We start from the raw sequence: 12,885 nt of genomic DNA on the forward strand, positions 1-12,885 counted from the left end.
TACTGATCTCATTGGTATGTGTTTAATCTAATTCTTGTATTTTAATATTCTTCCAACGCACTTTTATGCCTCCTCCACTATGAATTTGTAGTGCAACAGACCCTCTGCCTTCCCCGATTTTGGTATCTTCAAGTTCTACCATTTTCTTGCCGTTCAACCAACTGGTGACCATATCTCCTTTGGCTTCTATTCGCATATGGTTCCAGTCGGTGGGGTTGAGGTTTTTTTCATCTTTCGGGTCGGGCTTTATGATCCAACCCCTTCCGCCCGGTGTAGATTCATAAATACCACCGGTATGAAGATCAGGAGGGGCTACTTCAACTTGCCATCCTGAAATAGTGGTGCCGTCATTGCCGCCCACATGCGAACGAATGAATATACCACTGTTGCCATTGGCCTCTAGCTTGAAATCGAGATTCAAGATAAAATTTTTGTAGGGCTTGTTGGTCGATAAATACCCGTATTTTTCTTCCGGGCCACTTTCACAAATCAATTCACCATCGTCAACATACCAGTATTCGGTACCGTGTTTGGTCCAACCTGATAGGTCTTTTCCGTTAAAAATAGACTTTTCTTTCTGGGCATGAGTGTTAATGGAACTCATGGCCAGTATTGCTATAAAAAATAATTTTTTCATTTTAATTTTTGGTTTTTGATTAATCGAGAAGGGGTGCTATCTGATTTGATGAGGTAACGCTTGGGGGTAGCTCGGTAACCCTTAGATTTCGAAACTGAATTTCTGCCCCTTCCGACTCTAAACAGAGATAACCCTTCTTTTGGGAAACTTTGGCGATACCGTTTACAAACTTGCCATTGACCGAAAGTTTGGCGACACCATCTACACAAACTACATCGTAGGTATTCCAGATGCCTTTTCCTTTAGCCCTGTTTTCTATTGATTTGCTTCTTTCGCCCCTAGGGTTGTCAGGTATCGTGGTCACGCCACCGACACCAAAAAGTTCACCATGAACATAAGCTATGGCCGGTTTTTCGCCATTGCGCGTGTTGAGGTTGACCCAATCAAGTTCAAGCATTTGAATTTCAAGTCCGTCAGGTAGGTTCTTGCCTTCTTCGGGGTTGGCATTGCTCCAGGCAAAGATTCCTGAATTTCCACCGGGCTCCATGTGCCTCCATTCTACATGTAAGATAAAGTTCTCGTATTGTTTGCTTGAACGAACCACACCAATTGGCAAACCTTGACAAACCAATATGCCGTTTTTATCAACAGACCACGTGTTCTTCTCGGTATTTACGTTAACCCATTTGATTGAACCCAGTCCGGATGGGGTCTCGGAATAGAGGTTGTCCATTGTGGTTACCGTGCCGAACTCAAACCCAAAGTTCTCGTTTTGCGCTTCAACTTTTGTGATTATTAGGGCGTAAAGTGCAATGGCCCAACTTTTGGCCAAGGTTGCTGTTGATTTCATTTGGATCGTTTTAGGTGGCAAATCTGGGTTAAACATTTAGGGAAGAAGGTGGTAAGCCAACCTATGGTTTGGTATAGGATCTCAAAGAACTAACCAAGCTTTGAGTACTTCCCTAAATGAACTAACTACTTCACTACAACAATTTATTCTTATTTGAATTTTGTCTTTCCGGGTATGGCTATTTCAGGGCCTTCAAACTTGATATCCCAGTCATAAGACTCAGGCCCTAGTATCTCGGTAGAGTTCAGGGCATCGTTCCAGGTAATGGTTTGGCCGGTATAGGCGGCCATTCGGCCCATGATTCCCATTAGGGAACTATTGGCACTAAGCTCACCATCGTTAATACCCGCCTCTTCACGTATCGATTTGAATAGGGCATCATGTTCAGACTGGTACATGTCATTCACTTCCCCATCGTATTTCCAAGGGTTTTTACCGGTTATCTCATGTCGGGTTCCCTCATAATAGGCATTGCCCAGCGAGCCGTTGATTTCCACAGCGTTCTTTGTAGAGCCACCTTCTTGCTGTCTTGTGAAACAGTACCCCTTGACACCATTGTCGTAATTGAACTCAATAGCAAAGTGATCGAAGATGTTACCATACTTTTTATCGGTACGCCATTGCCTACCGCCTGTAGCTGTGGCTGAGGCAGGCATTTTCTCTCCCATTGCCCAGGCTATCATATCTAGGCTGTGAACGAACATTTCAACTATAAAATCACCTGAAAGCCAATTCTGGTAATACCAATTGCGTACTTGATATTCAGTATCCGTCCATTCTGGTTTTCGGTCTTTGAACCAAAGTTCGCCACCATTACGGGTAGAGGCTATAGACCTGATGTCCCCTATGGCTCCATCGAGTACTTTTTGATAAAGTGCCTTTTTTTGTAGGTCATAGCGAAAGCAGAAGCCAGAGACCATCGAAAGATTCTTCTCTTTGGCCATCTTGGCAGCTTCCAAAACCTTTCTTACTCCGGGTGCATCGACCGCTACAGGCTTTTCATAAAAAACATGTTTGTTGGCATCGATAGCTGCTGAAAGATGTTTGGGCCTAAAACCCGGAGGACTCGCTAATAATACGACGTCGACTCCGGATTCAATCAGATCTTGGTAGGCATCAAAACCTACGAATTGTCTGCTTTTGGCCACTTGTACACGCTGGTCATGTGTTTCTTTCAATAGTTTGAGAGAACTTGTCAATCTATCTTCGAAGACATCGGCCATAGCCCAGAGTACCACATTTGAATCTGCCTGCAGAGCTTGTGCCGCAGCACCGGTACCACGGCCTCCACAGCCGACTAGACCTACCTTCAATTGGGTTTGGGCCTTTGATGACAAAGGTTTTGCAAAACCGATAGGCAGATTAAAGGATCCTGCACTAAAGATGGCCGCAGCACCTGCATTTTTAATGAACTCTCGCCGAGTCTTTTCTTGATTGAACTTTTTTTCTCCCATGACTATTTAGTTTGTATAACCCGGATTTTGGGTGATTACATCGTTGATATCCATTTCTTTTTGAGGAACAGGCCAGCAATAATCCCTATCAGGGTTAAATCGGGCAACTTGGCCGTAATTCATTACTTCCCATTCTCCAGAACTTTCATTTATGTAATACATGCCTTCTAATAGACCGACTTTTTCTTCACCCAACTGCCATCTGTTCAGATCGAAAAGGCGTAGCCCCTCAAAGGCCAGTTCTTTAACCCTTTCGTCCCTTATAATTTCCCTCAGTTCTGCTTGGGTCTTTCCTTCGGTTATTTCGGGCATTTCAACTGTTGGTCTTTGTCTGATATCGTTGATAGCATCGTAAACCGAAGCGTCTATTTCATTGAGCTCGGTTTTTGCTTCTGCGTACATGAGCAACACGTCGGCATATCTGATCAAGATCATGTTTACATCTCCTAGACTCGGATTTTCGACAAAGGTTTCATAGTCGACCCATTTTTTTAGGTTATACCCGTAAAGTGTTGCCCATTCGCTGCCGCTTACGCGGTCAGGAGTACTACTATTGGGCCATGAATTATAGGTGTTGTTACCGATGGGCTGACCGGTGTAATATACATTATAGTCCCACCTTGGATCTTTGTTTTCATAGGGGTCGTCAGGATTGACCGGGCCGATGTATTCATACTTCTCAAAGAGTTCCATCATCGGTTCTACGGTGGAGTTTCCGCCGATGGAAGCGGCAGAATAGCCGAAATTGTTATAGGTATTGCCACCTACTGCGTATTGTCTATCAAAGATAACCTCTGTTGAATTTTGGCCTGCCGCTTGGAAAAGTTCTTGATAGTCAGGATAAAGGCTGTAGATGCCAAGATTCATAACCGCCAAAGAAGCGTCGCGGGCCAGTTCATATCTATTGTTGCGAATGGCGACCCTAGCTTTGGTGGCCAACGCCGCCCCATGGGTGACACGACCGACGTTGTCAGCGTTGTAACTTTGGGGCAATGCCTCGCTATTGATTATGGCATCTAACTCTGAGATGACAAAGTCTACGATCTCTTCTTTCGAATTGGTAGGCCGTTGGTCATTTACATCTAAGGGCTCTAAGATCAGAGGCACATTGCACCAAAGGCTTGCCAGCTGCATGTAATAATAGGCACGTAAAAAACGGGCTTCGGCAGTTAGTCGGGCCATCGTTGCTGCATTACCATCTTCAACACGATCAATATTGGCAAGTACGCCGTTAGCTTTACCAATGCCTCGATAGTATCTTTCCCAAATAGCGGTTATGGTAGCATTTGAGGGGTCAATTTCTCCTAAGCGCACATCGTTAAATGTCGGTACGTTAGAAGCAGATCTAAAACCTATGTCTGTAATACCGTCAAGCTCAATTACTGACTGGGTGCCATCCAGTTCATTGTAAATGGCATTCACCGCTAAAATGGCGTCTCTTTCCGAAGACCAATAAACTGTTTCGGATACTGCACCTGTTGGTTCTAAATCAAGGCCCTCGTCTAACCCATCGGCACAGCCGAAGAATAGCGATATGGCCGATAAAACCAATACTTTAGTTATATATACTTTTTTCATAATAATCTTCATTTTCTTAAAACATTACATTTAGGCCAACACTCATTGTTTTGGTATGGGGGAAGAATTGACTTCTACCTCTAGGAGTCTCCGGGTCAAATAATTTTTGAGCCGTAATGGTCAACATGTTTTCGCCCGAAACGTAGAGCCTTAACTTTGAAAATATATCCTGTTTGAAGGTGTAGCCCAATTGAAAGTTTTTCAATCGTGCATATTTGCTATCGATCAGCCAAAAGTCTGATTTGACGATGTTCCATGAGTTACCTGCAGTTACCAAAGGCCAGTCGCCATTAGGGTTTCTTTCAGGATGGTACGATCTTTCGGCCATTTCTTTATGGATGAAATTTTGGAAGGCTGGCCCCTCGGGAATGGCCCCGTCCAATAGATGTTGCTTTTTAAGAACACCTTGCCAAAACATTGAAAAATCAAACCCTTTGTAGGAAGCGTCGAACCTAAGACCGAATTCATATCGAGGGTCTTCATTACCGATAATGACTTGGTCACCACCGGGTGCGATTGATTGGGTTATTTGTCCGTCACCATTTACATCCTCATAAATAATATCACCAATACCTACACTAGGGTGAATGGTGGCAGGATAGTTGGCCAAATCTTCATCGGTTCTATACAGACCAGGAGAGGTAAGACCTCTTAAAGAGTTGATGGAGTGACCTTCCGTCCAAATAGAGAAGTTGTCGGGAAAGAAAGGCCCTGCGCCGTTCAGATCTTCAATTTTGTTAATGACATCGGTAAAATTGAACCCAATCGAGTAATTAAACTCGTCGTCTGGTCTATACGCACCTTGGTAATTGATGCCAATTTCATATCCGTTATTCGAAACAGCGGCGGCATTTTGAACCGGAGGGTTTACACCGATGGTGGTAGAGATAGGAAGGTCTAAAAGAATGTCATCGGTATATTTCCAGAAATATTCTGCAACCAATGAAATTCTATTGTTCAAGAAAGTGGCGTCTACACCGATGTTGGTCATGGTGGAGGTTTCCCAAGTGATGTCTGGGTTTCCTGCTTGAACTATGGCAGAACCCGAAACTACGTTGCCACCAAATTGATAACCTTGATCAAGGTCGTAGGTGCTTCTAAAACGATTGAGACCTATGTTCTGATTTCCTAACTGCCCCCAAGAGGCTCTAAGTTTAATGTTATTGACGAAAGAATCTTCAATAAGATCTTCCATAAAAGCTTCGTTGGTTATATTCCACCCGGCCGATACTGATGGGAAAACCCCCCATCGGTTACCATCGCCAAAGCGTGATGATCCGTCGTATCTAATATTACCCTGAATCAGGTACCTGTCATCAAAAGAATAGTTCAGCCTACCGAAGAACGATCGTAGCCTCCAATCTTGATTATAACCACTGATGTTTTGATTATCTACCGCCCCCGCATTTAAATCGCGCAGGTCATTATTGAAGAAGTTTTGTCGACTTGCCGCAACATTTTTGAACTTGTTGTAAATTTCTTCGTACCCAACCAGTGCGTCGAAAGAATGGCTGCCAAAGGTTTTATCATAATTTAAATATAGTCTCTGGCTCAGTTCTCTGGTGGTGTTTTCGGTTTCGGTAAGTTCATTGGTCGCGAACCAACCTGAGACGGCCACAGGCTCACCAGTTACATAGTTTCTCATACCCGCAAGGCTGTTCATGAACCTTGAAGTGTTTTGATTCGTCAATTTGTAAGTGACATTACCTTCTAGAGAGAAGTTTTCGTTGATGTTGTATTCAAAGCCTCCTTGGGTAAAAACATCATCGGTAATTCTGCTAGTTTCACCTTCGTTAGCCATGGCATGGGGGTTCCAATAACCCGATACAAGGTCGTATGTACCATCGGGATAAGCCATGACCACATTACGGTTAATGTGTAAGAGACCTTGAACGATTTGTTGCCCTGCAACGCCTGAGCCATTGATGGCATGTCCCGGTCCGGAGAAATTGCCGTTTCGGTACATAAGTCCGACTTTGAAAGTCAACTTATCGTTGGCATAGAGATCGGCATTTACACGGGCCGTGGTTCTTTTGTTATTGAAGTTTTGAAGAATGCCATCTGAATCGTTGTAGTTTAAAGAGGCAAAAATTCTACCCTTATCGCTTCCACTTGAAATTGAAAAGGAGTGTTGCTGCATTAAAGCACTTTTGTTGAAGATACCATCTTCCCAATTGGCCCATGGAAATTCATACGGGTTGGTTCCCGCTACGGCATTTTGAATATATTCTTCAGAATAGGTCGGCGTTCCTCCGGCATTAACCTGGGCTTCATTTTCCAATCTTAACCAAGATTCGGTATCTGCCTTTTCAGGAAAAAAACTAGGATTTTGAACCCCCACAAAAGCATTATAGTTTAGAATAGTACCTTCTGAGGCGCCTCTTTTGGTAGTTACCAAGATAACCCCATTGGCGGCGCGTGAACCATAAATGGCCGAAGAAGCCGCATCTTTAAGAATTGAAATTGATTCAATATTCTGTGCTTCTACGGTGCTCAGTGATTGTTCGATACCATCAATCAAAACAAGCGGGTTCGAATTGTTCAGGGTACCGATACCCCTAATTCTTATGCCCACATCTTCAACACCTGGTGAACCACCATTGTTTTGAATAGTCAGACCGGGAGACTGCCCTTGTAAGGCTGTGGCGGCACTGGTAACAGGTCTTTGGGTCAAACCCTCGCTATCAACCGTACTAATGGCACCGGTAACTTTGGCCCTGCTTTGTGTGCCGTAACCCACGAGAACCACCTCTTCTAGACTTGCGGCATTTTCGGTCATGGTTACCGTCATTTCTGTCTGGTCACCGACCTCTATCTCGGCGGTTGAAAAACCTATGTATGAGAATACCAAGGTAGCATCACTACCAACATTAATAGAGAAGTTGCCATCAAAATCGGTTTGAGTACCATTGGTCGTTCCCTTCTCTAAAATATTAGCACCTGGTAAAGGAACTCCATCTGAATCTAACACGACACCCGAAACAGTTTGTTGTACTTCTTTTTTATTGGTTCCGGAGACTACAGCATTTTCTGTAGTATCGTTTTTGGTCTCTTCTAAGGTGGTGATGATGATTTGTCGATTGACCGTTTTATAGGTAATGTTGGTATCATCGAAGAGTATTTGTAAAATGGGATCTATTTTAAACTTTTTAACGTGTATGGAAACTTTTTTCTGAAGGTCGATTTGACCACTTTCATACATGAACCTAAATTCTGAATTGGCTTCAATCTCTTTGAAAACGTCTATGATACTTACATTTTCTAAATCTAGTGAGAGCTCGGTATTTTGGCTGTAGGTACTAGCTTGCAAATTAATGACGGCAAGTAGTGAAATTATTAAGGTGAACAGAAAGGGACGCAAATCGCCTCTGCGCCTACACCACGTTAATAACTTATTCGAAAGGTTTTTTTTCATGGTTGGGTAATTATTTGGTTAAATGTTGTTCCGTTAGTTAGTAGTTTTCGATTGGGTACAACTGAGGTTTTTCTGAGGTCTTACATAGGCATTAAAGTTTTAAAGGGTTGACATTATTCAATGGTTATTTTATTATTAGAGATGTGATACGTGAAAGGTTGAAGTTGGTTGAGAGATTGAAGTATGTCATCAATGCTTTCTACATTAACATTGAAACTGGCATTTAGCACTTTTGAGTTGAGTGATTTATTTCTGTTCTCGATTGATACATTGTAGCGCCTTTCTAGCTTCTTTGCCATTAGATGGAAAGGGGTATTGCGGAAGACGACTTCTCCGGTGATCCAGCCAGTAAAAGTTTCGGTATCGACCTCGTCAAGAAGGGTCGTATGGTAGGTCTTTCCCCATCGGGCTCTATGTCCAGGTTTTAAAATCGTACTTTGGTCCGGTGTGTAGGTGTTGGTCATGTTTACGGATCCCTCGACCAACACGGTGGTAATATTCTTTTCGTCGGGGTAGGATGAAAGGTTGAATTCGGTACCCAAAACCTTTACTGCGACTTCATCTGCATTTACTATAAATGGGTGTTCAGTGTCTTTAGCTACTTTAAAATAAGCTTCCCCTTCGATAAAAACCTCTCTATTTTGGCCTTTGATAAATTTGATGGGGTACTTAAATTTTGTTCCGGAGTTCAAGTGAACCAATGTTCCGTCGGAGAGCAATACGTTGAAAATCTTTCCATATGGAATTTGAACTTCGCTATAAACGAGCTCTTCAATTTCTGAATCGGCACTATAGCTTAAAACATTGCCTTTTTGATTGGCAATGACTTTGCCATTTGAGCCTACTATTTTTTGATTTCCTTTCTCTTCGATAACTTCAATAGCATTTTCTCCTGTTCTAAGGGTAATAGCTTCTGGATCGGGCTGCACCGTTTCAAATGTTGTTTCATTTCTTTCAAGTAGAAATAATGTAGAGATTGCCAGACCTACGAAGATGGCCGCATAGCGAACCACTGTTTTCCAAAGAGGTATCGCTTTTGGAACATGCGGATTGATTTTGTTTTTAATGACAGTCCACTCGTCTTCAGTTCCATTTACATCAAGCAATTCAATAGACTCGTCTAAAAGGCCAGAACTGTTCAAATCTTTGATTAACTCTATTTCTTCTTTGGTCAGATGCTTGAAAGCTTCTTGATCAATTCTACCTGTTTGTTGTACGAGCTTAAGAACTTTTTTGAACTGCTCAATATTTGCCATTTTGCAAAGTTTGTTTCCTGTATGTTTCCTATTTTCTAATTTGGGGTGACAGATTATTTGTTTTTTAACAAAAAGGATTGAAAATTCTCCGTAACTGAGTATAATTCTATATAATTGAATTGCAGAAAAGCGAAAAAGATTGAATAAATTTAAGTGTGTAAGTAGCTTTTTGAACAACCAACCATGCAAAAGCCGCCTTTGACCATAGAAGAGTTAGAATTGTTCTTTAAGAGCAATCACGCTTTTTTATGTTTGGTGGCTTTATCTATTGTAAAGGATAAAGATGTCGCAAAAGATATCGTTCAAGATTTCTTTATTTCTTATTGGGAAAGAAGAAAGAATGTACAATTTACCGTTTCCTTTAAGGCCTACGCAGTAAGGGCTATAAAGAACCTAAGTCTTCAGCACGTACAGAAAGTAAAAAAAGAACAGAGTTTGGTAAACCAATTGGTGGCCAACATAAAGGTAGATGAAGAAAAACCTCAAAAAATCGGCAATAAGAAACGCATACAAGAATTGATTGACAGACTACCCGAAAGTCGCAGAAAGATTTTTATCTCTTACGTCATATATGGTCAGTCGTATTCTGAAATTGCCGAAAACAACGGAGTTTCAGTTAATACGGTTAAAACTCAGATGAAGCGAGCCTATCGATTTCTTAGGTCTGAAGCGAACCCAGATTTGCTCTATTTCTGTTTGGTAATGTTCGAAATATTCTAGATAACAACTAGCCGCTATTTCGGAATAGTTCGTTATTTGTTCTCGACCAAGCTGAACAGTTCTTTGTCTAATTGCGGTTTTACCTCGCAAGAAGTATCAAAATGCATGGTAGCCGTATTTTTACTATTGTATTCTGGCCAAGTTGGCAAACCTTCATGATTAGGATTGCCTGTTTTAGCAAAACTGATCCATGCCTGACTCATTTTGGTTGCAAGAACTTGGGCTTCTTCACCGCCCCCCGTCATATTTTGTGCCCTTTGAATATTGTCAAAAACAAAAGGTAGTTCCATACAATGCAACGATTTGTATTTACCATTAAACACAGGTGATTGCCAAGTGAAAAGATACATGAATACCGAAGCACCGTTTTGTAGTGAAGATTTTTCATTCGCCTGAACAACTGCCCCTGGTCTGAACATAGTATCGACATCTAGCAAGTCTTTTGTGTCTGTATCGTTCGGATAGGCTTTTTTGACTGCCTGTATATAGTCATCTGACTTATCTTTCCATTCATTCTTGATATGAGCATATATCTCTTCGTCGGTAGCATCTATAAATCTCATGTTCGCAAAAGGGGCGAACTCATTTTTAGTGGTTCCGATAAGAAGCGGAATGTCTTTCGATAGTTCGAAAGCCTTTTTAGAGAATAATTGATAGGGTAAATCTTCACCATCTCTGCTAGGCCCCCAGTTCAGACCAAAGCCTATTACGGGTTTGCCTGCCGCCTTCATTTTTTCCGCTACATTTTTTAGTGCTTGGGTACTTGCTGCACTTAGTTTATCGAAGGGTACATTTTGTATGCTGTCTACCTGGTTAGGTTCTATACCAAGTAATGACAAAACTTCGGCCCCGATGGCTTGGGTATCTTCTTTTTCGAGAATGTTGGTTCTAAACGAACCACTTTGGTTGATGGCTTTGTGAAAAAGACCTTTAGCCTTCGGCATAGCCATCAGCGTGTTGACTTTTGCACCACCTCCGGATTGGCCAAAAATTGTAATATTATTAGGGTCTCCGCCAAAATTGGCAATATTTGATTTTACCCAATTTAAAGCCGCCACCATGTCAAGAATGCTGTTATTGGCCGAATGTTTGTATTTGTCTCCGTAGGCAGACAAATCTAAAAAGCCAAGAACATTTAATCTATGGTTGATTGAAACTACTACGACATCACCTTTTTTACTCAAATTTTCACCGTCATAAGAGGGTAGCTCTTGACTGGAGCCTGCTGTGAATCCTCCTCCATGGATCCAGAAAAGAACAGGTCTTTTTTTGTTGTCGTCAATACTTGGGGTCCAAACATTAACTCGAAGGCAGTCTTCACTTGTATAACCCCAATCGTGATCAAATACAAATTCGGGTTCATCGGTAACTTCAGTTGTCGGGGTCATGAGTGGAGCCACTGGGCCATAGGTTGTTGAACTTCTTACGCCTTCCCAAGGTGTTGTTTTTTGAGCTGCTTCAAATCGATTGGCTTGGGCATAGGGTATGCCTTTATAGATATATGTTCCATCATGAATATAGCCCCTAACTTTCCCTGATTCGGTATTTGTAACGGCCACGTTTTTTCCAGTTACCAATTTTTGTGCGTTGTTGATTTGAAAAAATAACAAAAAGACAACTGGCAAGATTGTGTGGATGATTTTCATGATAGCGGTTTTATAGTTGAGTAAAGTCTTTTAAAGTATTAGCAGAAAGAGATAGTTTAAATTGATAATTTGACCGATTTATGAGTTTGTTTTTCAAAAGAAATATAAATCTATCATATTTCAAAGTATTAATGTAACAAAGTGAGACAATAGAAGTTTTTTGTTGGTTGGTGGGCCGGGCGAACTGTTGTAAATTAGAGGGGTGAAAGAAAATGCAATCATTATGGAAAGAAACCAACTGTATCCAATATTTTTGAAGGTATCCGAATTGAATATATTAATTGTTGGTGGCGGTAATGTGGCACTGGAGAAGTTGACGTTCCTCCTGAAGTCAAGTCCGAATGCCAAAGTTGAAATGGTTGCTCCTATGTTTAGAAAGGATACTATCGACCTTGCCGGTAAGAATAATGTTACCATGTATACAGACGAGTACAATGACTCGCATCTTGCAAATAAGCATATTGTAATTGCAACGACCGATAACCCTCAAGTTAATCTTACTGTGTATGAAGATTGTAGGAAGAAAAGTCTCTTGGTCAATGTGGCAGACAATCCACCCCTTTGCGATTTTTATATGGGAGGTATAGTAACAAAAGGAAACGTCAAAATAGCTATATCTACCAATGGAAAATCGCCAACTACGGCAAAGAGGCTCCGTCAGTTTTTTGAAGACGTTCTTCCTGATAATATTGATGATTTGGTTCAGAACTTAAATGAATATCGCAAAACCATCAAAGGAGATTTTGAGAAAAAGGTGGAGGTTCTCAATGAATTTACCAAGGGATTGGTCAGGCGTAATCCTCAATAAGTCCCTCTCCCTGTAGTACTTTTCCTGTTTATTTTATTTTGTAGGATAAAAAAACAAAAAAAATATTTTTGTTAAATTTTTTGGCAATTGTGTAACCGATTGCAGTAATCGATTGCGCTTCCAATTATCCTATTTCTCTTTCAAAGATTTTTAAAAAACTTTTTAAGTCTTTCAGAAGCCCGATAAATGGGGCTTTTACAGAGGTTATGCCGATTTGGCTAAATGGTTGAAACTCAATTTTCGTTAAAAACAAACAATTTTGGTTTTTTAGTAAAAAAATTATTGATAATTAAAATTATAGGTAAAATTAGTGCTAAATCAGTGCTAATGGGGCTTTAAAAATGATATTTTGATTTGCTTAAATCAAAACGTAAGCCTATTTTCGTCTATGACGGTATGCAGAATTATTGATTATTACATAGTCATATGGAAGTACACCGTTTTGGCAACCAAGAGAAAATTAATTCTAACAACTACAAAAATTGACACTATGAAATGAACTATCTAACTACACATTTTATGCCCAAAAAGGGCTAGATTGATTTCGATTTAAACTATTAAGTAACTAACAATTTTTAACT

Annotated in this window: 9 protein-coding genes; 2 read left to right on the top strand and 7 right to left on the bottom strand. The window is 41.0% G+C overall.

Going from position 1 to position 12,885, the window contains the following annotated elements; translation table 11 throughout:
* Nucleotides 1-22: 22 nt before the first annotated feature.
* The 6 genes from D1013_RS03520 to D1013_RS03545 all read right to left on the bottom strand — a co-directional run bounded on the left by D1013_RS03520 (nt 23) and on the right by D1013_RS03545 (nt 9,130).
* Nucleotides 23-637, bottom strand: a complete 615-nt coding sequence (locus D1013_RS03520) for a 3-keto-disaccharide hydrolase (RefSeq protein ID WP_121847569.1) — start codon at nt 635-637, stop codon at nt 23-25.
* Between the two features lie 19 nt (nt 638-656).
* The gene (locus tag D1013_RS03525; RefSeq protein ID WP_121847570.1) at nt 657-1,427 is read right to left on the bottom strand and encodes a 3-keto-disaccharide hydrolase; all 771 of its coding nucleotides are present in this window, start codon (nt 1,425-1,427) and stop codon (nt 657-659) included.
* A gap of 149 nt (nt 1,428-1,576) precedes the next feature.
* Nucleotides 1,577-2,881: a Gfo/Idh/MocA family protein gene (locus D1013_RS03530; RefSeq protein ID WP_121847571.1), complete on the bottom strand. Its 1,305-nt coding sequence runs from the start codon at nt 2,879-2,881 to the stop codon at nt 1,577-1,579.
* Nucleotides 2,882-2,887: 6 nt separating this feature from the next.
* Nucleotides 2,888-4,459, bottom strand: coding sequence for a RagB/SusD family nutrient uptake outer membrane protein (locus D1013_RS03535; protein ID WP_205601269.1), 1,572 nt, complete (start codon nt 4,457-4,459; stop codon nt 2,888-2,890).
* Nucleotides 4,460-4,475: 16 nt separating this feature from the next.
* A complete protein-coding gene (locus D1013_RS03540; RefSeq protein ID WP_205601270.1) occupies nt 4,476-7,874 on the bottom strand; it encodes a TonB-dependent receptor in 3,399 nt (1,132 codons plus the stop codon).
* A gap of 113 nt (nt 7,875-7,987) precedes the next feature.
* Nucleotides 7,988-9,130, bottom strand: a complete 1,143-nt coding sequence (locus D1013_RS03545) for a FecR family protein (RefSeq protein ID WP_121847573.1) — start codon at nt 9,128-9,130, stop codon at nt 7,988-7,990.
* Nucleotides 9,131-9,313: 183 nt separating this feature from the next.
* Here D1013_RS03545 and D1013_RS03550 point away from each other — a divergent pair, with 183 nt between their 5' ends.
* The gene (locus tag D1013_RS03550) at nt 9,314-9,850 is read left to right on the top strand and encodes an RNA polymerase sigma-70 factor (protein WP_121847574.1); all 537 of its coding nucleotides are present in this window, start codon (nt 9,314-9,316) and stop codon (nt 9,848-9,850) included.
* 32 nt (nt 9,851-9,882) lie between these two features.
* Here the strand turns inward: D1013_RS03550 and D1013_RS03555 are convergent, their stop codons facing one another.
* A complete protein-coding gene (locus tag D1013_RS03555) occupies nt 9,883-11,496 on the bottom strand; it encodes a carboxylesterase/lipase family protein (RefSeq protein WP_121847575.1) in 1,614 nt (537 codons plus the stop codon).
* Nucleotides 11,497-11,719: 223 nt separating this feature from the next.
* Here D1013_RS03555 and D1013_RS03560 point away from each other — a divergent pair, with 223 nt between their 5' ends.
* Nucleotides 11,720-12,304 carry a precorrin-2 dehydrogenase/sirohydrochlorin ferrochelatase family protein gene (locus D1013_RS03560; protein WP_121847576.1) on the top strand — a complete coding sequence of 195 codons (585 nt, stop codon included), beginning with the start codon at nt 11,720-11,722 and terminating at the stop codon, nt 12,302-12,304.
* The last annotated feature ends 581 nt before the right edge of the window (nt 12,305-12,885 follow it).

The sequence above is a fragment of the Euzebyella marina genome, from assembly GCF_003687485.1.
GTDB classification, from domain to species: Bacteria; Bacteroidota; Bacteroidia; order Flavobacteriales; family Flavobacteriaceae; genus Euzebyella; species Euzebyella marina.